At 61.0% G+C, this 22,820-nt stretch carries 37 protein-coding genes; all 37 read left to right on the forward strand.

Annotated elements, in window-relative coordinates:
- Positions 1–91: 91 nt before the first annotated feature.
- The 37 genes from rpsJ to P5540_17020 all read left to right on the forward strand — a co-directional run bounded on the left by rpsJ (position 92) and on the right by P5540_17020 (position 22,809).
- Positions 92–403, forward strand: a complete 312-nt coding sequence (rpsJ, locus tag P5540_16840; GenBank protein ID HRT66485.1) for a 30S ribosomal protein S10 — start codon at positions 92–94, stop codon at positions 401–403.
- A gap of 87 nt (positions 404–490) precedes the next feature.
- Entirely contained in the window at positions 491–1,156 is a 666-nt protein-coding gene (rplC, locus tag P5540_16845) for a 50S ribosomal protein L3 (protein HRT66486.1), read from the forward strand.
- 2 nt (positions 1,157–1,158) lie between these two features.
- A complete protein-coding gene (rplD, locus tag P5540_16850; GenBank protein HRT66487.1) occupies positions 1,159–1,785 on the forward strand; it encodes a 50S ribosomal protein L4 in 627 nt (208 codons plus the stop codon).
- Positions 1,782–2,072 carry a 50S ribosomal protein L23 gene (gene rplW, locus P5540_16855; protein ID HRT66488.1) on the forward strand — a complete coding sequence of 97 codons (291 nt, stop codon included), beginning with the start codon at positions 1,782–1,784 and terminating at the stop codon, positions 2,070–2,072. Before rplD ends, rplW begins: the two co-directional genes overlap by 4 nt.
- Positions 2,073–2,082: 10 nt before the next feature.
- On the forward strand, positions 2,083–2,910 hold the full coding sequence (gene rplB, locus P5540_16860; protein ID HRT66489.1) for a 50S ribosomal protein L2: 828 nt from the start codon (positions 2,083–2,085) through the stop codon (positions 2,908–2,910).
- Between the two features lie 33 nt (positions 2,911–2,943).
- Entirely contained in the window at positions 2,944–3,231 is a 288-nt protein-coding gene (gene rpsS, locus P5540_16865) for a 30S ribosomal protein S19 (protein HRT66490.1), read from the forward strand.
- 27 nt (positions 3,232–3,258) lie between these two features.
- Positions 3,259–3,615 (forward strand): 50S ribosomal protein L22, encoded by a 357-nt coding sequence (gene rplV, locus P5540_16870; protein ID HRT66491.1) that lies wholly within the window; start codon positions 3,259–3,261, stop codon positions 3,613–3,615.
- Between the two features lie 16 nt (positions 3,616–3,631).
- Positions 3,632–4,333 (forward strand): 30S ribosomal protein S3, encoded by a 702-nt coding sequence (gene rpsC / locus P5540_16875; GenBank protein HRT66492.1) that lies wholly within the window; start codon positions 3,632–3,634, stop codon positions 4,331–4,333.
- A gap of 33 nt (positions 4,334–4,366) precedes the next feature.
- Entirely contained in the window at positions 4,367–4,774 is a 408-nt protein-coding gene (gene rplP / locus P5540_16880; GenBank protein ID HRT66493.1) for a 50S ribosomal protein L16, read from the forward strand.
- A gap of 19 nt (positions 4,775–4,793) precedes the next feature.
- Complete coding sequence (rpmC, locus tag P5540_16885; protein HRT66494.1) at positions 4,794–5,003, forward strand: 50S ribosomal protein L29; 210 nt, start codon at positions 4,794–4,796, stop codon at positions 5,001–5,003.
- A gap of 2 nt (positions 5,004–5,005) precedes the next feature.
- On the forward strand, positions 5,006–5,278 hold the full coding sequence (gene rpsQ / locus P5540_16890) for a 30S ribosomal protein S17 (protein ID HRT66495.1): 273 nt from the start codon (positions 5,006–5,008) through the stop codon (positions 5,276–5,278).
- Positions 5,279–5,302: 24 nt separating this feature from the next.
- Positions 5,303–5,671 (forward strand): 50S ribosomal protein L14, encoded by a 369-nt coding sequence (gene rplN, locus P5540_16895; protein ID HRT66496.1) that lies wholly within the window; start codon positions 5,303–5,305, stop codon positions 5,669–5,671.
- Between the two features lie 16 nt (positions 5,672–5,687).
- Positions 5,688–6,002, forward strand: a complete 315-nt coding sequence (gene rplX, locus P5540_16900) for a 50S ribosomal protein L24 (protein ID HRT66497.1) — start codon at positions 5,688–5,690, stop codon at positions 6,000–6,002.
- A gap of 37 nt (positions 6,003–6,039) precedes the next feature.
- On the forward strand, positions 6,040–6,600 hold the full coding sequence (gene rplE / locus P5540_16905) for a 50S ribosomal protein L5 (protein ID HRT66498.1): 561 nt from the start codon (positions 6,040–6,042) through the stop codon (positions 6,598–6,600).
- Between the two features lie 38 nt (positions 6,601–6,638).
- Positions 6,639–6,824, forward strand: a complete 186-nt coding sequence (locus tag P5540_16910) for a type Z 30S ribosomal protein S14 (GenBank protein ID HRT66499.1) — start codon at positions 6,639–6,641, stop codon at positions 6,822–6,824.
- Between the two features lie 18 nt (positions 6,825–6,842).
- A complete protein-coding gene (gene rpsH / locus P5540_16915) occupies positions 6,843–7,247 on the forward strand; it encodes a 30S ribosomal protein S8 (protein HRT66500.1) in 405 nt (134 codons plus the stop codon).
- Between the two features lie 61 nt (positions 7,248–7,308).
- Positions 7,309–7,848, forward strand: coding sequence for a 50S ribosomal protein L6 (gene rplF, locus P5540_16920; protein HRT66501.1), 540 nt, complete (start codon positions 7,309–7,311; stop codon positions 7,846–7,848).
- Positions 7,849–7,900: 52 nt separating this feature from the next.
- On the forward strand, positions 7,901–8,254 hold the full coding sequence (gene rplR, locus P5540_16925; protein HRT66502.1) for a 50S ribosomal protein L18: 354 nt from the start codon (positions 7,901–7,903) through the stop codon (positions 8,252–8,254).
- 86 nt (positions 8,255–8,340) lie between these two features.
- Positions 8,341–8,805 carry a 30S ribosomal protein S5 gene (rpsE, locus tag P5540_16930; protein ID HRT66503.1) on the forward strand — a complete coding sequence of 155 codons (465 nt, stop codon included), beginning with the start codon at positions 8,341–8,343 and terminating at the stop codon, positions 8,803–8,805.
- A gap of 71 nt (positions 8,806–8,876) precedes the next feature.
- The gene (rplO, locus tag P5540_16935) at positions 8,877–9,335 is read left to right on the forward strand and encodes a 50S ribosomal protein L15 (protein ID HRT66504.1); all 459 of its coding nucleotides are present in this window, start codon (positions 8,877–8,879) and stop codon (positions 9,333–9,335) included.
- 11 nt (positions 9,336–9,346) lie between these two features.
- The gene (gene secY / locus P5540_16940) at positions 9,347–10,672 is read left to right on the forward strand and encodes a preprotein translocase subunit SecY (protein HRT66505.1); all 1,326 of its coding nucleotides are present in this window, start codon (positions 9,347–9,349) and stop codon (positions 10,670–10,672) included.
- 8 nt (positions 10,673–10,680) lie between these two features.
- Positions 10,681–11,340 carry an adenylate kinase gene (locus tag P5540_16945; GenBank protein HRT66506.1) on the forward strand — a complete coding sequence of 220 codons (660 nt, stop codon included), beginning with the start codon at positions 10,681–10,683 and terminating at the stop codon, positions 11,338–11,340.
- A 2-nt stretch (positions 11,341–11,342) separates the two neighbouring features.
- Positions 11,343–12,125 (forward strand): type I methionyl aminopeptidase, encoded by a 783-nt coding sequence (gene map, locus P5540_16950; protein HRT66507.1) that lies wholly within the window; start codon positions 11,343–11,345, stop codon positions 12,123–12,125.
- An 8-nt stretch (positions 12,126–12,133) separates the two neighbouring features.
- A complete protein-coding gene (infA, locus tag P5540_16955; protein HRT66508.1) occupies positions 12,134–12,352 on the forward strand; it encodes a translation initiation factor IF-1 in 219 nt (72 codons plus the stop codon).
- A gap of 65 nt (positions 12,353–12,417) precedes the next feature.
- Entirely contained in the window at positions 12,418–12,531 is a 114-nt protein-coding gene (rpmJ, locus tag P5540_16960; GenBank protein ID HRT66509.1) for a 50S ribosomal protein L36, read from the forward strand.
- Positions 12,532–12,582: 51 nt separating this feature from the next.
- The gene (rpsM, locus tag P5540_16965) at positions 12,583–12,948 is read left to right on the forward strand and encodes a 30S ribosomal protein S13 (GenBank protein HRT66510.1); all 366 of its coding nucleotides are present in this window, start codon (positions 12,583–12,585) and stop codon (positions 12,946–12,948) included.
- A 13-nt stretch (positions 12,949–12,961) separates the two neighbouring features.
- Positions 12,962–13,375 carry a 30S ribosomal protein S11 gene (gene rpsK / locus P5540_16970; protein ID HRT66511.1) on the forward strand — a complete coding sequence of 138 codons (414 nt, stop codon included), beginning with the start codon at positions 12,962–12,964 and terminating at the stop codon, positions 13,373–13,375.
- Positions 13,376–13,505: 130 nt separating this feature from the next.
- A complete protein-coding gene (locus P5540_16975) occupies positions 13,506–14,516 on the forward strand; it encodes a DNA-directed RNA polymerase subunit alpha (GenBank protein HRT66512.1) in 1,011 nt (336 codons plus the stop codon).
- A gap of 17 nt (positions 14,517–14,533) precedes the next feature.
- The gene (gene rplQ, locus P5540_16980; protein ID HRT66513.1) at positions 14,534–14,908 is read left to right on the forward strand and encodes a 50S ribosomal protein L17; all 375 of its coding nucleotides are present in this window, start codon (positions 14,534–14,536) and stop codon (positions 14,906–14,908) included.
- 111 nt (positions 14,909–15,019) lie between these two features.
- On the forward strand, positions 15,020–16,003 hold the full coding sequence (locus P5540_16985) for a Gfo/Idh/MocA family oxidoreductase (protein ID HRT66514.1): 984 nt from the start codon (positions 15,020–15,022) through the stop codon (positions 16,001–16,003).
- A gap of 188 nt (positions 16,004–16,191) precedes the next feature.
- Entirely contained in the window at positions 16,192–16,674 is a 483-nt protein-coding gene (locus P5540_16990) for a hypothetical protein (protein HRT66515.1), read from the forward strand.
- Positions 16,675–16,932: 258 nt separating this feature from the next.
- The gene (locus tag P5540_16995) at positions 16,933–17,946 is read left to right on the forward strand and encodes a cohesin domain-containing protein (protein HRT66516.1); all 1,014 of its coding nucleotides are present in this window, start codon (positions 16,933–16,935) and stop codon (positions 17,944–17,946) included.
- A 199-nt stretch (positions 17,947–18,145) separates the two neighbouring features.
- The gene (locus P5540_17000) at positions 18,146–19,042 is read left to right on the forward strand and encodes a zinc ABC transporter substrate-binding protein (GenBank protein ID HRT66517.1); all 897 of its coding nucleotides are present in this window, start codon (positions 18,146–18,148) and stop codon (positions 19,040–19,042) included.
- Positions 19,035–19,802 (forward strand): metal ABC transporter ATP-binding protein, encoded by a 768-nt coding sequence (locus P5540_17005; GenBank protein HRT66518.1) that lies wholly within the window; start codon positions 19,035–19,037, stop codon positions 19,800–19,802. The genes P5540_17000 and P5540_17005 overlap by 8 nt, the downstream gene beginning before the upstream one ends.
- A gap of 5 nt (positions 19,803–19,807) precedes the next feature.
- Positions 19,808–20,638 carry a metal ABC transporter permease gene (locus P5540_17010; GenBank protein ID HRT66519.1) on the forward strand — a complete coding sequence of 277 codons (831 nt, stop codon included), beginning with the start codon at positions 19,808–19,810 and terminating at the stop codon, positions 20,636–20,638.
- Positions 20,611–21,252, forward strand: a complete 642-nt coding sequence (locus tag P5540_17015) for a class I SAM-dependent methyltransferase (GenBank protein ID HRT66520.1) — start codon at positions 20,611–20,613, stop codon at positions 21,250–21,252. Before P5540_17010 ends, P5540_17015 begins: the two co-directional genes overlap by 28 nt.
- 270 nt (positions 21,253–21,522) lie before the next feature.
- Positions 21,523–22,809, forward strand: coding sequence for an arylsulfotransferase family protein (locus P5540_17020; GenBank protein ID HRT66521.1), 1,287 nt, complete (start codon positions 21,523–21,525; stop codon positions 22,807–22,809).
- Positions 22,810–22,820: the final 11 nt, after the last annotated feature.

Here is a 22,820-nt window from a genome sequence, read left to right on the forward strand (position 1 = left end):
CCGCGAAGGCGGACGGACCGTCGGCGCGGGCGTCGTCTCGAAGATTATCGAGTAACACGGGCAGTCGGCAGGTTTTGGAGAAAGAAACATCATGGCGGACGGTTACAAAATTCGCATCAAGCTAAGGGCATACGACCACCGGCTGTTGGATCAGTCCACGCAGGAAATCGTATCGGCGGCCCAGCGCACCGGGGCGGGCATCAACGGCCCCATTCCGCTGCCGACCGCCGTGTCGAAATTTACCGTGAACCGCTCGCCGCACATTGACAAAAAGTCGCGCGAGCAGTTTGAATCACGCACCCACAAGCGGTTGCTGGACATCATCAATCCGACGGCGCAGACCGTGGATGCGTTGATGAAACTGGATTTGCCGGCGGGTGTGGACGTGGAAATCAAGCAATAAGCGCCAAAGCGCGCGGAACTCCGCGCGCAGTGACGCCGGACGCCCGGCATGGCCGGGGCTGCGGCGCGCGGTGAAGGATTGCGAAGCATGTTGAACGGACTATTGGGCAAAAAACTGGGAATGACCCGGATCTTTACCGAGGATGGCCGCTGGATTGAAGTGACCCTCCTGGAAGCAGGTCCCTGCACGGTTGTCCAACGGAAAACCAAGGCCCATGAAGGGTATGAGGCGGTTCAGCTGGGCTTTGGCCAGGCGAATAAGCGCCGCCTGACAAAACCCCTCCAGGGGCATTTTGGCAAGGCCGGGGTGGACCCCAAACGGACCCTTCGAGAATTTCACGTGGAACAGGACGATCCCTTGAAACCGGGCGATGAAGTGCGCGCGGACATTTTCAAGGTGGGCGATCGTGTGGATGTGAGCGGAACCTCGAAAGGCAAGGGTTTTGCGGGCGGCATGAAACGCCACGGCTGGAGCGGCGGCCCGGGCACGCATGGATCGAATTTCCATCGCCGGCCCGGATCGATTGGACAAAGCGCCAGTCCCGGCCATGTGATCAAGGGCAAGACGCTCCCGGGCCACATGGGCTGTGAGCGCGTGACCACGCAGAACCTTGAAGTCGTGAACGTGGACCCCGCCAAGAATCTTATCGCGGTGCGCGGAAGCGTCCCCGGCGCTCCGGGCGGCGTCATCGTCCTGAAGAGAAGCGTCAAAGCGATGGCCGCCGCGGCGGGCTCCAAGAAAGGGGCGAAGTAATTATGGCGTCGGTAAAAGCCTATACGATGGACGGGCGGGAGATTGAGCCTGTCGAAGTGAACGATGCGGTGTTCGGCGTCGAGCCGAACGAGGCGCTGGTGCGTGGCGTGGCCGTGGCTCAACTCAACGCGAGCCGCCAGGGAAATGCCGCGACGAAGACCCGCCGCGAAATCAGCGGGGGCGGAAAAAAGCCGTACCGCCAGAAAGGCACCGGCAACGCCCGGCACGGCAGCACGCGCGAACCCCAGATGCGGGGCGGCGGCACCGTGTTTGGCCCGCATCCGCGGGACTATCGGCAAAATGTGCCCGTGCGCTGGAAGCGCCAGGCCTTGTGTTGCGTGTTGAGCGACCGGGTGCGCAACGAGGCGCTGTGCGTGTTGGATGCGTTGACGTTTGACGCGCCCAAGACCAAGCCATTCGTTGAAATGCTTGGCCTGATTGCGCCCGATCGCCGGAAGACCCTTTTTGTCACGGCGGGAGTGGACGCCAATGTGATGTTGTCGTCGCGTAATATTCCGCGCGTGGCCGTGCGCACGGCGTCTGATCTCAATACGGTGGATGTGCTGGATGCGGAGCGGGTGGTGATCGTTCGCGATGCCCTCGCCGTGCTCGAGGAGCGGTTGGCATGAACACGAATCCCTTTTACATCATCAAGAGTCCGCTGATTACGGAAGAATCCACAATCCAGCGCGAATCCAAGAAACATTACACGTTCCGGGTGGACCCCCGGGCGAACAAGCGCCAGATTCGCGACGCCATCGAACAGATGTTCAACGTCAAGGTCACGGCGGTGAACACCATGAATTACGACGGTAAATTGAGTGGGCGGCGCGGGCGTGGCCGCCCCGGTTTCCGGCCCAACTGGAAGAAGGCGATCGTCACCTTGCGCAAGGGCGACGAGATCGAGCTGGTCTAGGAGTAGCGAGATGCCTATCAAGAAACATAAACCGACGACGCCTTCGCGGCGGTTCATGAGCGTGGCGGATTTTTCCGGTCTTTCCCGGAAAGAACCCGAAAAAGCGCTGTTGATGCCGAATCCCGAAAAGGCCGGGCGCAACAATCACGGCCATGTGACAATGCGGCGGCGCGGCGGCGGCCACAAGAAACAGTATCGCATCGTGGATTTTCGCCGCGAAAAAGACGGCGTTCCGGGCAAAGTGACGGCCATCGAATACGACCCCAACCGGTCGGCCCGGCTGGCCCTGATCGTCTATGCGGACGGTGAAAAGCGCTATATCATTGCGCCGGCGCAACTGGAAGTCGGCATGACGGTCATGAGCGGCCCCCAATCCGAATACCAGGTCGGCAACTGCATGCCCCTGCGCAACATGCCGCTCGGCACGGTGGTGCACAACGTCGAATTGACCCCCGGCAAAGGCGCGCAGATGGCGCGTTCGGCCGGCAACGGCTGCCAGTTGCTGGCGAAAGAAGGCCGTTTCGCGGTGCTTCGGCTTCCATCGGGCGAGATGCGGCGCGTGTTGATAGACTGCCGCGCGGTGGTGGGCCAGGTCGGCAACGAAGAACACTTGAATATCAGCCTCGGCAAGGCGGGGCGTTCTCGGTGGCTGGGCAAGCGGCCGAAGGTCCGCGGCGTGGCCATGAACCCGGTGGATCATCCGCATGGCGGCGGTGAAGGCCGTACGTCGGGCGGGCGCCATCCGGTGACCCCTTGGGGCGTTTCGACCAAGGGCCACAAAACCCGGAAACAGAAGAATCCCTCAAACTCGTATATTATCCGGCGGCGCGGCAAGTAAGGCAGGCGGCCGGCAACGAAGGAGATTGAATCGGTGGCACGTTCGATTAGCAAAGGTCCGTTTGTGGACGATCACCTGCGGAAGAAGGTGGAGGCGCAAATGCGCGGCAGCGACCGGCGCGTAATCCGCACATGGTCGCGCCGTTCAATGGTCACGCCGGAGATGGTCGGACTGACCATTGCGGTCCACAACGGCCAGAAGTTTATCCCGGTGTTCGTCACGGAAAACATGGTAGGCCACAAACTGGGCGAATTTTCGCCGACACGCACGTTCCGCGGCCATTCGGGGACGAAAGCGGCGGCGGCTTCGGCCAAGGGCTAACGGACGAACGGCAAGGAGGTTACAGGCATGGCGGTATATACGGCACGGGCGAAGTTCCTGCGCATTGCGCCCCGCAAGGTGCGGCTGGTGGCGGCCATGATCCGCGGCAAAAAAGTCTCGGATGCCCGCACGATTCTGCAATTTGCGGTCAAGCGCGGCGCGCCGATTTTGAACCATCTGCTGGCGTCGGCGGTCGCGAACGCGGAAAGCCTCGCCGCCGAGAAGCGCGAGCGTATCAATACGGACGACATGGTGATTGGCAAAGTGCTTGTGGACGGCGGTCCGACCTTGCGGCGTTACCAGCCGCAGCCCCGCGGCCGCGCCAGCCGCATTCGCAAGCGGACAAGCCACGTGACCTTGTCCATCATGGATTCAGCCAAGTAATTGGAGGAGAGCACCTGTGGGTCAGAAAGTTCATCCAAATGGGTTCCGGTTGGGCGTCATTCGGACGTGGAGTTCCGTGTGGTATGCGGGGCGTGATTATGCCGAACTGCTGCATGAAGACCTTAAACTCCGCGACTACATCAAGAAACGCCTGTACAACACCGGAGTCGCCAAGGTGGATATCGAGCGCGCGGGCCGCAAGGCGAAGGTCCATATCTACACGGCCCGCCCCGGCCTGGTGATAGGCCAGCGCGGCACGGAAGTGGACAAGTTGCGCAGCGAACTCGAAATGCTCACCGGCCGCGAATTGCTCATCAACATCCACGAGGTGCTGAGCCCCGAACTGAGCGCGCAACTGGTGGCCGAGAGCATCGCCCAGCAGTTGCAGCGGCGCATTTCGTTTCGGCGGGCGATCAAAAAGTCCATGCAGAGCACGATGCGGCTGGGCGCCAAAGGCATCCGCCTGCGCGTGTCGGGCCGGTTGAACGGCGCGGAAATCGCACGGACCGAAAACGCGCACGAGGGCAGCGTGCCGTTGCACACGCTGCGCGCGGACATTGATTACGGATTTGCGATCAGCCATACGACCTACGGCTGCATTGGCGTGAAATGTTGGATCTATCACGGTGAAGTGATGCCGGGCGAATATGTTGGAACCCCGGGCACCGACGCGATGTCGCAACGGCGCCGGGAACGCGCGCCGGGCCGTTCGAGATAACGGCCCGCGGGCCCTACGTGGAGAATTACCGCGATGTTAATGCCGAAGAGAGTCAAGTACCGCAAACAACAACGAGGCCGTCGGACCGGCTTCAGCAAAGGTGCCACGTCGGTGGATTTCGGCGAGTTTGGATTGAAGGCGATGGAAGCGGGCTGGGTGACGGCGCGCCAGATCGAGGCGGCGCGTATTGCGCTGACCCGCCATCTCAAGCGCGGCGGCAAGGTGTGGATTCGCGTGTTTCCGGACAAACCGGTCACGAAGAAACCCGCCGAAACCCGCATGGGCAAAGGCAAGGGCGCCCCGGAGTATTGGGTCGCCGTTATCAAGCCGGGCCGTGTGATGTTTGAAATCGAAGGCGTTGCCGAGGAATTGGCCCGCGAGGCCATCCGGCTGGCCGGCCATAAGATTCCGATCGAAACGCGATTCGTGAAACGCGTGTAACGGCGCCAGGAGAAACGACGTGAAAGCGAGAGACATTCGGGAATTGACCCAGGACGAGCTGGAAAACCGCTTGCGCGAGCGGCGCGCCGCCCTGATGAATTTCAAGATGCAACAGGCGACAGGCGTGGTGGACAACGTTCGCGGATCCCGCAACGCGCGGCGGGATATCGCGCGGATTCTGACGATTCTGCGCGAGCGCGAACTGGCCGCGTCGAAAGGGAGCCATTGACCATGGAAGGACAAGTGACGGATACCCGCGGACTCCACAAGGAACGCGTCGGCGTGGTAACGAGCAACGCCATGCAGAAGACCATCACGGTGTCGGTGACGCGCCCGGTCGAACATCGCCTATACAAGAAGGCGATCAAGCGGACCAAGAAGTTCAAGGCGCACGATAAAAACAACGAGTGCAAGGTCGGCGACGTGGTGCGCATTCGCGAGACCCGGCCGCTGAGCAAAACCAAGCGGTGGACGCTGGTGGAAATCGTAAAGCGCGCCGACTGAGGCGCCGGCTGAGGAAGAAGGGCCATGATTCAGATTTACTCGAACCTGGAAGTCGCCGACAACTCGGGCGCCCGGCGGATTCGGTGTATGCAGGTGATGGGCGGGTCGAAACACCGCTACGCCCATCTGGGCGACATCATCACGGCAAGCGTGCGGGAAGCCCTGCCCAATGCCGCAATCAAGAAGGGCGACGTGGTCAAGGCGGTTGTCGTGCGTGTTCGCAAGGATACGCAGCGTCCCGATGGAACGGTTATCCGCTTCGACTCGAATGCGGCGGTCATCATCAACGCACAAAACGAACCGCGCGGAACGCGCATATTCGGCCCCGTGCCGCGCGAACTGCGTGAAAAAGGCTTCATGCGCATCATTTCGCTTGCGCCGGAAGTGGTTTGATGCAAGGAAAACGGACATGAATATACGAAAGAACGACACGGTATTGGTAATCACCGGCAAATACAAGGGCCGGCGGGGCCGGGTGTTGCGCGTGTTTCCCAAGGAATCGCGCCTCCTGGTCGAAGGCGTCAACATGATCAAGCGCCACACGCGCCCGACCAACCGCCAGCAGCAGGGCGGCATCGTCGAGCGCGAAGGACCGATTCACATGTCCAATGTGATGCCGTGGTGCGAGGCGGCCGGCGCCCCGTCCAAGATTGTCATGAAACGGCTTGAAGATGGCACGCGCGTGCGGGTGTACAAGATCAACGGCGAGACCCTGAACGATTGATGCGGGCGCATAGGACGCCCCAAGGAGTGGATGCGCTGTGGCGGCAAGAATGAAAGAGCGATACCTGAAGACCATCCGGAACGAGATGCGGACGGAGTTCAACCATGCAAACCTCATGGAAGTGCCGCGCCTCGAAAAGATCGTCATTAACATGGGCGTGGGCGATTCGCAGCAGGAACCGCGCCTGCTCGAGGCGGCCGTGGCCGAATTGAGCCAGATTACGGGCCAGAAACCGATCGTGACCAAGGCCCGCAAATCCATTGCGGGGTTCAAAGTGCGCGAAGGCGCGAAGATCGCCTGCATGGTGACGTTGCGCGGCGAACGGATGTACGAGTTCATGGACCGTCTGTTCAACGTGGTGATTCCGCGAATCCGCGACTTCCGCGGCATTTCGCCGAACAGTTTTGACAAGGCGGGCAACTACACGCTCGGCCTTCGCGAGCAGGCGATTTTTCCGGAATTGAACATTGACTCGATTGCAAAAGTCCGCGGGATGAATGTGACTTTTGTGATTGCCGGAAAAGGATCGCCCGACGAGAACCGCGAATTGCTGCGGAAGTTCGGGATGCCGTTCCGGACCAGCGAAAAACAGAATTGAGCCGGTGGCTTGACTAATGGAAAGAACGGGAGGATATCGTGGCTAAGACGTCACTGATTATGAAGTGCAACAGAGCGCCGAAGTTCAAAGTGCGCGCGTATCGCCGCTGTCGGGTGTGCGGGCGCCCGCGCAGCTACATGCGGAAATTTCAGTTGTGCCGCATCTGTTTCCGCAATTTGGCCCTGGAAGGCAAACTGCCCGGCGTAACGAAGTCGAGTTGGTAGGACAGAGGAACTGCGACAATGTCGATGAGCGATCCGATTGCCGATTTGCTGACGCGTGTGCGAAACGCCATCACGGCGGAGCAACCCACGGTGGATATACCCGCCTCCCGGCTTAAGGAGGAGATTTGCGCCGTGCTGAAACGCGAAGGTTTTATCCGGGACTACGCGCTGACGGCCGAGCGGGGAACGCCGCGATGCCAATTGCGCGTCACCTTGAAATACATGCCCGACCGCTCCTGCGTGATTCAGGGGCTACGCCGGGTGAGCAAGCCCAGTTTGCGCGTTTACCGGCAAAGCAAGGAACTCCGGCCGGTTCGCAGCGGCATGGGCATTTCCATCATGAGCACGCCGAAGGGCGTGATGACGGGCAAGGAAGCCCGCGCGGCCAAAGTCGGCGGCGAAGTGTTGTGCGAAATTTGGTAGCCGCGCGGATGCTCCCGCCCTGGCGGGAGACCGCAACGCGTGAATGAGAAGGATTCGAACTGTGTCTCGCATAGGTAAATTGCCGGTGGTGATTCCCGACGGCGTGAAAGCGACCTTGCAGGGAACGCACTTGACGGTAAAAGGGCCGAAGGGATCGCTCGAACGGGATTTGCATCCCGACATGAACGTTTCGGTTCAAGACAAGGAAATCCTTGTGACGCGCCCGTCGGACAAGGGCATTCATCGTTCCCTGCACGGGTTGACGCGCGCGCTCATCCAGAACATGGTGACCGGTGTCACGCAGGGTTTCGAAAAAACCCTGAAAATCGAGGGCGTCGGTTATCGTGCCTCCATGCAGGGAAAGGCGCTCAACTTGGCGCTTGGCTACAGCCATCCGGTGCTGATCGAACCGCCGGAAGGCATTTCGTTCGCGGCGCCGGAACCGACCACCATCAAGGTCGCCGGCATTGATCGGGAACTGGTCGGCCAGACAGCCGCCGACATCCGTGCTTGGCGCAAGCCCGAACCCTACAAAGGCAAGGGCATCCGGTATGAAAAGGAATATGTGCGGCGCAAGGAAGGCAAGGCTGGATCGAAATAAGCCCTTGTCCGCGACGCAATCGCGTTGCGGGCGCTGAGGAGAATAAGACGGTATGGCAAAGACGAATCGCAAGCAAGTGCTGTTGAAACGGCGTGCGCGCCGAATTCGCAAGCATGTATCGGGCACGGCCGACCGGCCTCGCGTAAGCGTGTTCCGTTCGGTGAAACACATTTACGCCCAGATCGTTGACGACGAAGCGGGCCACACGCTGGCGGCCGCCTCGTCGGTGATGTTGAAGATCCCGGGCGGCAATATTGAAGGCGCCAAGGCGGTTGGCAGGGCTTTGGCGGAAAAAGCGCGCGAAAAGGCCATCACGCGGGTATGTTTCGACCGGGGCGGCCGCCTGTTTCATGGGCGCGTCAAGGCCTTGGCGGATGCGGCGCGCGAGGCAGGACTCGAATTCTAGGAGAGGCAAGCTTGAGCACGGAGCGTACATCGAAGAGAGAGCATCGAGGCGAGCGGCGTGAACGCGAGGAAGCGCCCTCCGAATTCATCGAACACGTGGTGAAGGTTTACCGCGTGGCGAAGGTGGTCAAAGGCGGACGCCGCTTCAGTTTCAGCGCGGTGGTCGTGGTTGGCGACGGAAAAGGGCGCGTGGGCGCGGCGATGGGCAAGGCCCTGGAAGTGCCCGATGCCATCCGGAAAGGCATCGAACGCGCCAAAAAAACGATGATGGAAGTGCCCATTGTCAATACGACGGTGCCGCATGAAGTCGTGGGTCGCTGCGATGCCGCGTCGGTCCTGTTGAAGCCCGCCTCGCTCGGGACGGGCGTCGTGGCGGGCGGTCCGGTCCGCGCCGTGCTCGAAGCCGCCGGCTATCAGAACATCCTGACCAAGTCGCTCGGATCGAACAATGCCACCAACGTTGTCTGGGCCGCGCTCGACGGATTGAAACAACTCAAGACCGTCGAGACCTACGCGACCATGCGCGGACGCGACGTCGCCGAGATTTTGTAGCATCCTTTGGGAAATAACGACGGCGTCCCCTGCGGCGTCCGATCGAAGAACGAATAAGGACATCGGAACACATGGATTTGAACACGCTGAAAAACGCGGACGGCGCCCGCCGGCCCCGCACGCGGGTGGGCCGCGGGCCAAGTTCCGGGCTGGGCAAGACCTCCGGACGCGGCCACAAGGGACAAAAGGCACGTTCCGGTTATTCGGCGCGGGCCGGCTTTGAAGGCGGCCAGATGCCGCTGCACCGCCGGATTCCCAAGCGCGGTTTCCATCACGAAAAACGCTTCCTGATGGCCGAAGTCAACGTGGACGTGCTGGAGAGCAAGTTCGACGCGGGCGAGGAAGTGACCACGGCCGCGTTGATCGCCCGGGAGATCGTGGATCCGGAACGGGGCGGCGTGAAACTGCTCGGTCGCGGTGAACTTACCAAAAAACTGACGGTCAAGGTCCAGGCGGTATCGCCCGGCGCGCGCGCGAAAATCGAGGCGGCCGGCGGAACCGTCGAGTGCGTCAAACTCGGGACCAAGTAGGAGGACAAGCGGTGTCGAAGCCAATCGAAGCGTTCCGGAACGCATGGAAAATTCCGGAACTCCGTCGCCGCATCACGTTTACGCTCATCATGCTGGCCATCTACCGGTTGGGCGCGCACGTGCCCACGCCCGGCGTGGACGGGGCCGCCTTGGCCAAGATGATCGGCGGTGGCGGCGGCTTGTTGGGGTTCTACGATATTTTCAGCGGCGGCGCCTTCAGCAACGCGACCGTTTTTGCCCTTGGCATCATGCCCTACATCAGCGCTTCGATTATCCTGTCGCTTCTGGTGGCCGTCGTGCCCGCGCTCGAAAAACTTTCCAAACAGGGCCAGGAAGGACAGAAGAAAATCACCGAGTACACCCGCTACGGCACGATTGGCCTGTGCATCATCCAGTCGGTCGGCATCGGCATGTTCTTGCAGAATCAGGGCGAGGACATCGTGGCGAACCCCGGAATCGGGTTCCTGCTGATGTGTGTCATCTCGTTTACGACCGGGACGGCCTTCATCATGTGGGTGGGCGAACGGATTAGCGAGAACGGCCTCGGTAACGGCATTTCCCTGATCATTTTCATTAGCATCGCTTCCCGGCTGCCCAACGCCATCATCCGTATCTTTCAAATGATCGGCCAGAACCAACTCAGCATTTTCCAGGCGTTGATCCTGGTGGCGCTGCTGGGTCTCGTCGTCGCCGGCGCCATCTGGATCACGACCGGCCAGCGCCGCATTCCCGTCCAATATCCGCGGCAGGTCAAAGGACGCAAGGTTTTCGGCGGACAGCGCAATTACCTGCCCCTGCGCGTCAATCAGGCCGGCGTGATTCCAATCATCTTCGCCAGTTCGATCCTGATGCTTCCGGGCATGCTGCATGGCGCGATCGCCATTCCCGCGATTGAGGATTTCATCACAAATTGGTTTGACTACAATGGATTCTTCTACAACGCGGTTTATGCGATTCTGATTATCTTTTTTTCGTATTTCTACACGGCGATTACGTTCAATCCCGTCGAAATCGCGGACAACATGAAGAAATACGGCGGCGTGATCATGGGCGTGCGGCCGGGCAAGGCCACCGCCGAATATCTCAACACGGTCATGGTCCGAATCACACTCGTGGGTTCGTTGTTCCTGGCCGTCGTCGCGCTGCTGCCCAATATCGTGTACAAGTTTCTCCAAGTGTACGACTGGACCATCGTGGGCTTTTTCGGCGGAACGAGCCTGCTGATCCTTGTTGGTGTCGCGCTTGATACCGTGCGCCAGATCGAACAACACCTGATCATGCGCCATTATGACGGATTCTCGGCCAAAGGACGCCGCCTGCGCGGAAGGAGAGGGTGATCATGGGATTGCGTATCGTCATGCTCGGCGGACCGGGCGCCGGAAAGGGCACCCAGGCAAAACGGATGTCGGAAGCGTACAAACTGCCGCATATCTCGACCGGCGACATCTTTCGCGCCAACCTGCGGGAAGGGACGCCGCTGGGCCTTGAAGCCAAAAAATACATGGATGCCGGCAAACTCGTGCCGGACCAGTTGACCTGCGAGATCGTGGCCGACCGCATTGCCCAGGGCGATTGCGCGGGCGGATACCTCTTGGACGGATTTCCCCGATCCCTGCCCCAGGCGGAAACCTTTCAGCAATTGTTGTCATCCCGCGGCGAGACCCTCGATTTGGCCATCAACGTGGATGTGAACGACGACGTAATCGTCGCCCGTTTGTCGGCGCGCCGGTCGTGTCCGAAGTGCGGCGCGATATATAATTTGCAGTTCGGCCCGCCGAAAAAGGAAGGTGTCTGCGATGTGGACGGCGAAGCCCTCATCCAGCGGCAGGACGATCAGGAAGCGACCATACGCGAACGGTTGCGCGTCTATCACGAGACGACGGAGCCGATCATCGCCTATTACGAAAAGCAAGGTATTTTGAAGACGGTTGACGGGGAAGCCCCGCCAGACGCCATCTTCGCAAAAATTGAAGAAATAGTGTCCGCGGCCGGGACCGCACGCTGACCGTGATTGCCATTCGCACAGCGCGTGAAATCGCGATTTTGCGCGAAGCGAACCGGATTGTGGCGGATGTGCTGAGCGCCATGGCGGATCATGTGGCGCCCGGCGTGACGACGCGCGAACTCGACGCGCTGGGCGAGCGCCTGATCCGCGAACGCGGGGCCATCCCCTCGTTCCTCGGGTATCGCGGGTATCCGGCGGCCACGTGCATTTCGGTGGATGAAGTGATTATCCACGGGATTCCGGGGCCGAGGAAACTGCGCGCGGGCGAAATCGTCGGCATGGATGTCGGCGTCCTGTACAAGGGTTACTACGGCGATGCGGCCTTGACGGTGCCCTGCGGGACGATCGACAAGGAACGGGCGCGGTTGCTGGAAGTGACGGATCGCGCCCTGGCCGCCGCCATTGCGACCGCCACGGCCGGCAACTGGCTGCAGGACATTTCGCGCGCGATTCAACGCACGGCGGAGTCGGCCGGTTTTTCGGTTGTTCGGGTGTTTGTGGGCCACGGCATCGGCACCTCGATGCACGAGGATCCGCAGATTCCGAATTTCGACACCGGAGAGCGCGGATGCCGGTTGAAACCCGGCATGGTGTTCGCCCTCGAACCCATGATCAACGCGGGTGTATTCGAGGTGCGAATGCTGGAAGACCGGTGGACGGCCGTAACAGCCGACGGACGGCCCAGTGCGCATTTTGAGCATAGTATTGTGGTTGGCGAGACCGAGGCGGAGATTTTAAGCCTAACGCCCCACCGGACGTGGGGCATGCCGAGGCGCGCCTCATAACGGAGAGTATGCAGAAAGAAGAAGCGATAGAAGTGGAAGGTACGGTGGTCGAGTCGCTCCCGAATGCGATGTTTCGGGTGGAACTCAAGAACAAGCACCGGATTTTGGCTCATGTGTCGGGCAAAATGCGGATGAATTTCATCCGAATCTTGCCCGGCGACCGCGTCAAACTTGAAATGTCGCCCTACGACCTGACGCGGGGCCGGATTACCTACCGGTACAAGTGACGGAGCCGTACAAGGCCCTGAACGGATGAAACACCCCGCCAACGCGCGGGGATGGAGCAATAACGATGAAAGTGCGCAGTTCGACGAAAAAAATTTGCGAGAAGTGCAAGATAATCAAGCGCCACGGGCGCATTCGCGTGATCTGCGAGAATCCGCGGCACAAACAGCGCCAGGGATAACCGGTTCATGCCGGACGATTCGGGCGCGACAACGGTAGGAGAAAACAGTTCATGGCTCGTGTAGTGGGTGTGGATCTTCCGCGCGACAAGCGCGTGGAGGCCGGACTTCAGTCCATTTTTGGCATAGGGTTGACGCGTGCGCGGGAAGTGCTCGGCAAGGCCGGTGTGAACGGCGATACCCGGGTGCGCGATCTGACCGACGAGGAAGTCAGCAAACTGTCCACCATTATTCAAAACGACTACAAGGTGGAAGGCGATCTGCGCCGCGAAGTCAGCGCCAATATCAAGCGTTTGATGGACATCAATTGTTACCGCGGCCTTCGGCACAAGCGCGGCCTGCCTGTCCGTGGACAGCGATCGCACACCAACGCCCGCACCCGCAAAGGACCGCGGCGGGCGACCATTAAGAAGAAATAGGAGGATTTGACGCGTGGCCAAGGAAAAAAGAACCGCACCCGGCAAGGCCAAGACGGCCAAAAAGCGCCGCTCGGCGCTCAATGTGACGTCGGGCATCGCCCATATTTTGGCATCGTTCAACAATACCATCGTTTCGATTACCGATATGCAAGGCAACGTGGTGGCATGGTCGAGCGCGGGGCAGGCCGGCTTTTCCGGTTCCCGAAAAAGCACGGCGTTCGCCGCGCAGTTGGCGGCCGAGCAGGCCGCGCGCAAGTCGCTCGACGCGGGCATGAAAGAAGTCCGCGTCTACGTGTGCGGCCCCGGCGCGGGACGCGAATCGGCCATCCGGGCCATCCAGGCGGCGGGTCTCGATGTTACGCTTATCCGCGACGTGACCCGCATTCCGCACAACGGATGCAGGCCGCGGAAACGTCGCCGCGTGTAACCGGCAGTTGGCGGCGGACGCCGGGCGCGTTCCGCCGGCTCGTTGAACTTCGGGCGGCAAGGCCGGAGAATTCCTGCGGCCCATGCGAATGAACCCGCGCGCGCGCGGGCTTGGCGAAAGGTCAAGATACATGATTGCAAAAGATTTTGTGACTCCGAAATGGGTGAAAACCGAGGACGATGCGGACGAACGCTATGCGCGCTTCGTGATTGAACCCTTCGAGCGCGGCTATGGAACGACCATCGGAAACGCGCTACGGCGCGTGCTGCTCGCGTCGCTCGAAGGGTCCGCGGTCACCGCGATCCGAATCGAAGACATACAGCATGAATTTTCCGCCATTCCCGGCGTGCGTGAAGACGTGACCGACGTCGTGCTCAATTTCAAACGCTGCCAGTTGCGCCTGAATCGCGAGGAGCCGATCATCTTCTCCTTTCATCACAAAGGAGCCGGCGAAATTACCGCCGGAGAGGTTTTCAAGAACGCCGATGTGGATGTTTTCAACCCGGACCTTGTCATCTTTACCGTGACGTCGAAGTCCGCCAAGATTGAAATGGAGATCAAGGTGGCCCGCGGACGCGGCTATGTGACCGCCGAACACTTCGAACTCGAACACGCGCCCCTCGGCACCATCTATCTCGACGCGAATTTCTCGCCGGTGACGAAAGTCAATTTCCAGGTCGAGGATGCGCGCGTCGGGCAGGTGACCGATTACGACCGCCTTTTGTTGGATGTTTGGACCAATGGCTCCATTTCGCCCGAAAAGGCCGTCCAGGAAGCCGCCGATTTGCTCATTGACCATTTCCGCATCTTCACGACCCAAGAGGCCGAAAGCGGCAAGGATGGCGGACGCGGCGGCGACAGCGCCGAATTGGCGGCCACGCTGGCCCGGCCCATCGAGGAACTCGAATTGAGCGTGCGCGCCGCGCACTGCTTGAAAGCCGCCAACATTCGCACCATCGGCGATCTCGTCGTCCGCACGGAATCCGAGATGCTCGATTTCCCGAATTTCGGCAAGAAATCGCTCGATGAAATCAAGGCGCTCCTTGAGGGCTTGGGGTTGTCCCTGGGCATGAGCGTGCCGGGTTACTCCGCCGCGCCCATCGTGCTCCTCGATGAAGACGAAGACGACGAAGAAGAATAACCGGAAGGATATACGCCATGAGGCACCGCAAATCAGGGAGACGGCTGGGCCGCATGATGGCCCATCGCAAGGCGACCATGAAACACTTGGCGGTCGCGTTGTTCACCCACCATGCCATTGAAACCACCGTTGCGAAATCCAAGGAACTGCGCATGTTCGCGGAACCGCTCATCACCCTCGCCAAGAACGACAACGTGGCGAACCGGCGCCGGGCCTTCGCGGCCCTGCGCGACAAGAAGGTCGTGACGGATCTCTTTGCCACTATCGGCCCCGCGTTCGCGCAGCGTCCCGGCGGCTATACCCGCATCCTTCGCCTGGGCAACCGCGCGGGCGATGCGGCCGAAATGGCCCGGATCGAGTTGGTCGGCATGGGCGAACACAAAGAAGCCTAGATCGAATGGCGGCGAAACCCGCCGCGGCCATGGGGTTGCACGCAAGTTAAACACGAGAGCGGCCGGCGAGCCGCTCTTGTGCGTTTACAGGCGGACCGCAAGGAGGCGCGGATGATTCGTTTTGGAATCCTGGGCGCCGGGCACTTCGCGGCGGCGCACGTCAAAGCGCTGGAACGGATGCCGGAGCGCGCATGCGTGGCCGGTTACGCCCGGCGGGAATCGGGCAAACCGTTTGAGGAAGGCGAGGCCGCGGGCGCACGCGCGTTTTCGCCGGATGCCCTAATCGCCTCGGAGGACATTGACGCGGTATGCGTCTGTGTGCCCAATCACCTGCACCGAACATTCGCCGAAGCCGCCCTGCGCGCGGGCAAACACGTCTTCTGTGAAAAACCGCTGGCCCTGTCGCCCGGGGACGCCGACGCGCTGATCCGCACGGCGGAAGAAAGCGGACGTCTACTGATGGCGGGACACCTCGCCCGCCATATTCCGGCCTATGCGGCCGTCAAGGACCTCTTGGCGGAAGGAAGCCTGGGCGCGCCCCGCGCCGCGTACGCCAGCCGGATGCATTGCGGCGGCGGGCGCTCGTGGCGCATGGACGCGGCACAGGGCGGCGGCGTAATCTTCGACTTGCTCATTCACGATATCGATCTGTTGCGCTGGTATATCGGCCGTCCGCGATCCGCCGTTGCCCGGGGACACCGGCACGAACAGGGCGGTTACGATTACGTGGGCGGGATCTTGTCCCACGAGAACGGCGTCATGGCCGTCGTCGAGGGCGGATTCGTGTTCCGTCCCCCGGCAGGATTGCGCGCCACCATGCGGATCGTATGCGAACGCGGCCACATCGAAATCAACACCCACGACGCCCAGGCGCCGGTGCGCGTTTTCGGGGAAGGCCGGCCCGAACGCGTCATCGCGATGAAACTCGACAACCTGCACCTGGACGGGCTTGTCTCCGAGTTCACCGAGTTCCTCGATGGGCTCGACGGGAAGCCGCCCCGGCGCCTGCATCTGCACGATGCCCGCGACGCCGTCGCCGTCGCCGATGCCATTGTCCGTGCCGCCGATACCAAGGAGGAAGTCTTCCTCGCCTGACACGGCGTGGCGTTCCCGCGCGCCGCGATTGACTTTGCGGGCCGTGCTTTGTTCCAATACGACCTGTTCCGGCGTCTGCGGCCGAATGCAGGTCATTGTGCGTTGGGCCCGAGGAGGAAATGGTGGACGCGACACGGCAACATGATCCATGGAGATATGTCACATTCCTATTGTGGATGGTTTTGTTCATGGCCGGCCTCGTTCCCGAGCCGGTGTTCCTGATGCTGCGGGAGGCGGGCGGCGTGCTGACCCAGCGCGCGCTCGTGAATTCGCCGCATGCCCTCACGGTGGCCTTTGCGGGATACGTCGCCGTGTTCGTGTATCACCGCTGCCGCGACGGGGGCGATTCGCCCGGCGCCGCGCAGGACAAGGCGTTGCAGATGGCCATTGTCGCGCTTCTGGCCTTCATGCCCGTGGATCCGGGATCCGTGCTTACCGCGCACAAAGCCCCCGTGCTTGAACACCGGATTGTGCTCTACGGCGCCGCCCTCTTCAAACTGGCCGCATGGTGGTCCTTGTTCGCCTTGTTTATGCGTTATTATTTATTCAAGGGCGATGACGCCTTCACGGAAATCGGCTCCCTGTTTCCCAGCACCCGAAAACCGGATCCACCATCGTCGGCGTCTCCGAACTCCAATGATCGCGATACCGGAAATTCAAACAAGGAATAATGGATTAGGTCTCCCCCAATGGCCTTATTTGTAATCTGGATTACAAATAAATTTAACCCTTTGGCGAATACGATGTTGAAAAATTGTAAAGAAAAATACAAACATGTTTTCTGTAAAATAGATAATCCATTGATTTATAATGATTTATAAATTATGTTCGCATCGGGGTCAACATCGAACAAGGCTATTGCGTTATAACGGCAAATGGGCTACACTAACCATGAAGGTTGCGATGAGACCTTCCACGGGGTATCTCGAATGAGACCGTGGATATTCGCCGTAGCGGCGGCAATACCGATTGTGGCATTTGCGCAAGGTGTGCTGCAGATTGGCGAACCGACAGTTGAATCGAATCAGGTGACGATTCCGGTGTATTTGGGCGGGAACGTTGGCGCGGGAGTAGCCGCAGCCGACTTTCGCATCACCTACGATCCCCAAGTGCTGCGTCCGGTTTCCGCGATAGCGGGAAGCGCGGCGGCGGATGCCGACAAGCGCGTGATGGCCAACGAGGCGGCTTCCGGCGAGTATGTGGTGGTCATGATGGGAATGAACCAGACAGCCTTGACATCCGGCGAGATTGCTCGGGTTGTCATGGAACGGACGCCCAACGCGGGGCCGGGCCAGTGGAAACTTGGCCTTAGCCGGCCAACCCTGTCCACGACGGACGGCGGCATTATCGAAAGCGCCGTTGCGCCGTATACGCCTACCGGCCAGCCGGATGAAACCGATGAACCGGCGGAAACGGCGCCTGATAAAACGGACGCGGAAAAGACCAGCGACCCTGTGCGCGGAGAGCCCCAAGGAAACCATCCGGCAGGATTAGTTTTGGAGCGCGAGGCATCAGCGGCGCGGCCAGGTCTGAATCGTCAGGAAAGCCGGGATGACAAGATGGCATCGTTATCCGGCAAGGCGCTCAAACAATACGAAGAGGCGCTTCAGTCGCGTGGAGAAGCGCGCGACGCCATAGCAACACCAAGCGCCGGACGTTTAGACAATTTGAATTCCGCGAAGCCGGACGAAACAGAAAAAACCGGTGCGAACGATTTGCCGGCGGCCCAAAAGGCCGCTCAAGACAAAGCGGCGCGACTGGCGGCCATAAAGACATTTGAATCAACGAGGTCCAACCCTGAAGGAAGGGCTGCGACGTCCCGAATGGAGACCGAAAACGGTCCCGCGGGCGGGACTGGGAAGGCCATTGCGGCGGGAATCGCCGCAGGCGTGGCGATGGCCATCCTGAGTCTGATAGTCCTTCGCCGAAAGGTGTTTGGTTAGATCTTCCCCCGAAGAGAGGATGTCTAATCCTCTGCGGACCTCCGGCGCAATGCCGGAGTGACGCACCTCACCGGAGATGCCGGGCGCCCCCTCCCGGCATCTCCACCCCCATTAATGCCGGGCGCCCCCTCCCGGCATTTTTTCTTTTTTAGGCCCACGCGGTTGCACACCGGGCGCGGCCTTTGTTAGTATTACGATCATGAAAAATATCATACCTTTTCGGCGCCATCGCGCCGGGATTGCCGGTTCGATCGGTGGAATCGCAATTCTTTTCTGGATGACGGCCGTTTGGGCGCCCTCGGTTCATGCCTTGCCGCCGGAGGGCGATATCGTGGCGGGAACGTCGCTGGCCGGCGAATTGGTGGAACGGTTGATGGGGCCGCCGGTTTCGGTCCGGCCGCTGCTGCCGCCCAACATGTGCCCCGGTCATTACGATGTCCGTCCCGGCGACATCGCCGCGCTGGCAGCCTGCCGGCTCCTCGTACTCCAACCTTGGCAACGGGACATGCCGAACGTGGCGTCGGCCATCCGGGCGGCGAAACTTCCGGAATCGCGCGTGTGTGTCGTGCCGGCACCCGGCAATTGGATGCTTCCCGCGCTTCGCGCCGGAGCCGCCCGCGCGGCGGCCGATAGGATAGGGGAGGTGTGGCCTGAACGCGCCGGGGCGCTGATGTCCGCGGCGGAAGCCATCGCCGCCGATTCGATTGCGGCGGGGGCGCGGGAAAAGGCGCGGCTCGACGCGTGCGGCGTGGGCGGGATCAAGGCGCTTTGCAACGAGCAACAGGAGGCGTTTGCCCGTTGGGCGGGGATTGACGTGGTGGGCACGTTTGGCCGCGCGGAAGGCATGAGCATGGGACGCATGAAAGCGTTGATTTCCCGTGCGCGGGAAAGCAAGGCGGCGCTTGTGATAGACAACCTGCAAAGCGGGGATGCAAAGACAGGCGAAGCCCTTGCCCGCGGCACGGGGGCGGCGCATGTGGTTCTGACCAATTTTCCGGGATCGGAAACCGGCGCGGATACGTGGGAGGCAACGCTGCATTTGAACGTGGACCGGCTCCTCGCGGCGATTGCCCAATGGCGCGGCGGCCATGGATGATCGGCCGGTTGATATTCGCGGCGCCACGGTGATACGCAATGGCCGGTGCGTGCTGCGCAATGTCACGTTGGGCGTGCGCCGCGGGGAATTCGTGGGCGTGATTGGCCCCAATGGCGCGGGAAAGACCACCCTCCTCATGGCAATCAACGGGATGGCCACCCTTGCCGACGGCGCGATCCGAACCTTGGGCGTCGCGCTGCCTTCGCGTTGGCCGCATCGGTTGCGGCGCCGCATTGGATATGTCGCCCAAGTCGAACGCATCGATCCGCGTCTGCCCATGACTGTCAGGGAGACTGTATGCCTGGGCGCGGCCGGTCGGCTGGGATTTTTCCACCGTCCCACCCGCCTCGACCGGCAAAAGATCGCGGAAGCGCTGGATCAGACCGGCATTGCGCACTTGGCGGAGTGTCCCATTGGGCAGTTGTCCGGCGGAGAGTACCAGCGAACGGCCATTGCGCGGGCGATCGTTCAGATGCCGGATCTTTTTTTGTTCGACGAACCGGCCGCTTCGATCGATCCGCGGGCGCAGCAGGATATCCTGCGTCTTATCCAGGACATCCACCGCGCCACGGACGCCACCACGCTCTACGTGACCCATGACCTCGACGCGCTTCCCGAAGAATGCACCCGGCTTGTTTTGATGAAAGACGGGACCGTCTGGCGGGAAGGTCCCCGTGAAACGATGCTGAAATCCGTACTGCTCGACAGCCTGTACGCGGCGCCGTTCGCGGACAACCGCGGCGGCGATCCGGGGGGATAATACGCATGTTTTCAGGGCAGGAGTTTTTATGGAACGCCCTACTCGCGGGCCTCTTTGCCGGTGTTTCCTGTTCGTTGGTGGGCGCGTTTGTGGTCACCATGCACCTGTCGTTTCTGGGGGTTTGCATTGCGCACGCGGCGTTTGCGGGCGCGCTCATGGGGGTGTGGCTTGGATTTGATCCGTTGCTGGGCGCGCTCGGCTATAGTTTGGCCGCATCGGCGCTGGTGGGTCCGCTGTCCGACCGGGGCGAACTGAGCCCGGATGCCTCGATAGGGATCATTTTTTCGCTGATGATAGGACTGGCCTTCTTGTTTCTTGGCCTGGCGCCCGGATCGCATACGGAAGCGCTTTCATTGTTCTGGGGCAGCATCCTGACCGTGTCCCATTCGGATCTGATGTTTTTGGGCGGTGTAACGGCCGCGATTGTGATCGGAATGGTCTTGTTCAACAAGGAAATTCACGCCACGGCCTGCCATCGTTCGGTCGCGTCGGCCGTGGGCATTCCCGCCACCCTCGTGTTCTACGGAATGCTGTTTGCCACGGGCGTCACCATCGCCGTGAGTCTGCGCGCCATCGGCGGCCTGCTGATTTACTGCCTCGTGATCAATCCGGCCGCCTCGGCCATGCAGATCACCTATCGTTTCAACCGCATGTTGACGCTTTCGGCGCTGTTTGGGGCCGGCGCCTGCTGGGTTGGCCTGCTGGCGTCCTATGCGTGGGATTTGCCCGCGGGCGCGGCCATCGTGGTGGCTTCGTCGCTGCTGTTTGCGATTTGCACGGCGCTGTCGCCAAAAAAGAAAGGATTGCCATGGAAGCGGGTGGACACGGCGGGATGAACCGGCGGATTCGGGACTTTTTCGACGAGCGGGCGGAAAAATGGGATGCCGTGGTGTGTTCGTGCCATGCGGAGCGGCTGGCCGCGTTGATGGCGCGGTTGGACATTCCGCGGGAAGCGAGGATCTTGGATGTGGGCAGCGGCACGGGCGTTCTTCTTCCACTGCTTGCTCCGGACGACGGGCATGCACGACATGTCGTGGCGATGGATGTGTCGTTCGGGATGCTGCGCATGGCCGTTCGCCGATCCGCATACCGGAAGGATTGGACCGCCTGCATTCAATCCGATGCGCTGGCGCCACCCTTCAAGGATGCCGTGTTCGATTGGGTCGTGTGCAACAGCGTCTTTCCCCATTTCACGGATCAGGCGGCCTGTGTGGCGCAACTGGCGCGGGTCCTGGTTTTCGGCGGACGCTTCGTGGTCTGCCACAGTCAAGGCAGGGAAGCCATCAACGCCTTGCACAATGCCCACGGCGGCGCGATCGAGGGACACGAATTGCCCGAAGAACCCGCCATGGTCCGACTGATGGAACGGGCCGGGCTGCGGACGATTCTGTACGAGGACGCCTGCGATCATTATCTTTTGCTGGCGATAAAAGAAGGGATAAACCTCTGATAATCCGGGAGTCGGTCGCCGAACACGGCGCTTTTATTGTGAACAAAGAGGACGAGGCAAACGTCGTTCAAAAGGGGAAACGCTTCCCGGGATTATTTCGTCCATAAAGCCCATCTTGTTCCTGTCCACTTGCATTTGTTCGGGGGTTTCCGCAGGATATCGGGCCATGAGCAGCCGAGTCGAAAAAAAGACGGCATTTCTCATGGGCGCGACATCCGGGAACGTGGCCCCGCCGCTCCACTCCGGACGCCGTATCCGGAGCGACGCCCCGTGAGGCTTGCCGCGCGAGTGTTCGCGGCGGCGGCCATCGCCGTCTTCGCCTTTGCGGCGGGTTATTTGGCGCATCGCAACGAGTGGATCCCTTTTGCGTGGCGCGATTGCATCCGTGGATGGCTGCACGGGCCGTCCTCCGGCGCGAACGTGTCCGGCGATTGGGCGCCGCGCGTTTCCGAAGGGACGAAGCACCCCGAACTCGACGCCATCGGTTATCTGCAGGCCTATGAACCCGCGCCCGCGCAAAGTGGCGTCACGTTGAACAGGGGAGAGACCGCCCAGTCGGGATACAACCTGTACAACTCCGGGCACGCCCCTGAAGCGTGCTTGATGGACATGGACGGACGTGTGCTGCACACGTGGCGGCGCGCGTTGCGCGACGTCTGGCCCGGATATGTCCCGCCGTCCTATCTTCGCCATGCCGCGACACAGTACTGGCGCCGGGTGCGGTTGGGCGAGCATGGCGAGTTGTTCGCCCTGTTCGACGGCGTTGGTCTTGTCAAACTCGACAAGGATTCCAATGTGTTGTGGAGCCATGACGGCCAATGCCACCACGATCTCGACATCGCCAAGGACGGCGCCATTTATGTCCTGACACAGAAACTCGAACGCGTGGCCTGCCTGAACGCCCGGAAAGAGGTCCTGCATCCCACCGTCACGGAATTGGCGCCCGACGGACAGGTCCGCCGCGTGATTTCGCTCGCCGCCTGCTTTGCGCAATCGCCGTATGCGGCGCTGCTGGATTTATGCCCGGACACGATGGACGTGTTTCACGCTAACACGGTCAAGATTCTCGACGGACGGCATGCCAGCCGGTCCGACCTATTCCGCGAGGGCAACCTGTTGATTTCGATACGTTCGATCAACACCGTCGCCATCGTGGATCCGGATCGGGAAACCGTTGCATGGGCTTTGACGGGCTTGTGGAGGCAACAGCACGAACCGATCCTGTGCGACAACGGCAATCTGCTCGTTTTCGACAACCAGGGGGATCGGGGCAAGTCGCAAATCATCGAGGTGGACCCGTTTACGCAGCGAATTGCATGGCGGCACGGCGGATTCGATTCGGCATTTTGCGGATCGGTCCGGCGGCTTCCGAACGGCAACACGCTTATTACGGAAACCAACGGCGGACGGGCCTTCGAGGTCACGCCGGACCACGCGGTGGTCTGGGAATTCGTCAATCCGCACCAGCGGGTCGAAAACGGCGTGCCGATGATCGCCGCCCTGCTCGAAGTCGAACGGTTGCCGATTTCGGACGATTTTGGCTGGCTTTCCCGTTGAAACCATCCGTC

It is taken from the genome of Candidatus Hydrogenedentota bacterium, from assembly GCA_035450225.1.
In the GTDB taxonomy this organism is placed as follows: domain Bacteria; phylum Hydrogenedentota; class Hydrogenedentia; order Hydrogenedentales; family SLHB01; genus DSVR01.

Bases quoted from the DNA above. Each gene is read 5' to 3' on its own strand.
- P5540_17000 (HRT66517.1), top strand. From the start codon at position 18,146: ATGAAAAATATCATACCTTTTCGGCGCCATCGCGCCGGGATTGCCGGT.
- rpsQ (HRT66495.1), top strand. From the start codon at position 5,006: ATGGAAGGACAAGTGACGGATACCCGCGGACTCCACAAGGAACGCGTC.
- rplB (HRT66489.1), top strand. From the start codon at position 2,083: ATGCCTATCAAGAAACATAAACCGACGACGCCTTCGCGGCGGTTCATG.
- rplX (HRT66497.1), top strand. From the start codon at position 5,688: ATGAATATACGAAAGAACGACACGGTATTGGTAATCACCGGCAAATAC.
- P5540_17010 (HRT66519.1), top strand. From the start codon at position 19,808: ATGTTTTCAGGGCAGGAGTTTTTATGGAACGCCCTACTCGCGGGCCTC.
- P5540_17005 (HRT66518.1), top strand. From the start codon at position 19,035: ATGGATGATCGGCCGGTTGATATTCGCGGCGCCACGGTGATACGCAAT.
- rplQ (HRT66513.1), top strand. From the start codon at position 14,534: ATGAGGCACCGCAAATCAGGGAGACGGCTGGGCCGCATGATGGCCCAT.
- P5540_16985 (HRT66514.1), top strand. From the start codon at position 15,020: ATGATTCGTTTTGGAATCCTGGGCGCCGGGCACTTCGCGGCGGCGCAC.
- rplC (HRT66486.1), top strand. From the start codon at position 491: ATGTTGAACGGACTATTGGGCAAAAAACTGGGAATGACCCGGATCTTT.
- rplO (HRT66504.1), top strand. From the start codon at position 8,877: ATGGATTTGAACACGCTGAAAAACGCGGACGGCGCCCGCCGGCCCCGC.
- rpmJ (HRT66509.1), top strand. From the start codon at position 12,418: ATGAAAGTGCGCAGTTCGACGAAAAAAATTTGCGAGAAGTGCAAGATA.
- P5540_17015 (HRT66520.1), top strand. From the start codon at position 20,611: ATGGAAGCGGGTGGACACGGCGGGATGAACCGGCGGATTCGGGACTTT.
- infA (HRT66508.1), top strand. From the start codon at position 12,134: ATGCAGAAAGAAGAAGCGATAGAAGTGGAAGGTACGGTGGTCGAGTCG.
- P5540_16990 (HRT66515.1), top strand. From the start codon at position 16,192: ATGGCCGGCCTCGTTCCCGAGCCGGTGTTCCTGATGCTGCGGGAGGCG.
- rpsH (HRT66500.1), top strand. From the start codon at position 6,843: ATGTCGATGAGCGATCCGATTGCCGATTTGCTGACGCGTGTGCGAAAC.
- rplW (HRT66488.1), top strand. From the start codon at position 1,782: ATGAACACGAATCCCTTTTACATCATCAAGAGTCCGCTGATTACGGAA.
- rpsM (HRT66510.1), top strand. From the start codon at position 12,583: ATGGCTCGTGTAGTGGGTGTGGATCTTCCGCGCGACAAGCGCGTGGAG.
- rplN (HRT66496.1), top strand. From the start codon at position 5,303: ATGATTCAGATTTACTCGAACCTGGAAGTCGCCGACAACTCGGGCGCC.
- rplP (HRT66493.1), top strand. From the start codon at position 4,367: ATGTTAATGCCGAAGAGAGTCAAGTACCGCAAACAACAACGAGGCCGT.
- rpsJ (HRT66485.1), top strand. From the start codon at position 92: ATGGCGGACGGTTACAAAATTCGCATCAAGCTAAGGGCATACGACCAC.
- rplV (HRT66491.1), top strand. From the start codon at position 3,259: ATGGCGGTATATACGGCACGGGCGAAGTTCCTGCGCATTGCGCCCCGC.
- P5540_16975 (HRT66512.1), top strand. From the start codon at position 13,506: ATGATTGCAAAAGATTTTGTGACTCCGAAATGGGTGAAAACCGAGGAC.
- rplR (HRT66502.1), top strand. From the start codon at position 7,901: ATGGCAAAGACGAATCGCAAGCAAGTGCTGTTGAAACGGCGTGCGCGC.
- P5540_16995 (HRT66516.1), top strand. From the start codon at position 16,933: ATGAGACCGTGGATATTCGCCGTAGCGGCGGCAATACCGATTGTGGCA.
- rplD (HRT66487.1), top strand. From the start codon at position 1,159: ATGGCGTCGGTAAAAGCCTATACGATGGACGGGCGGGAGATTGAGCCT.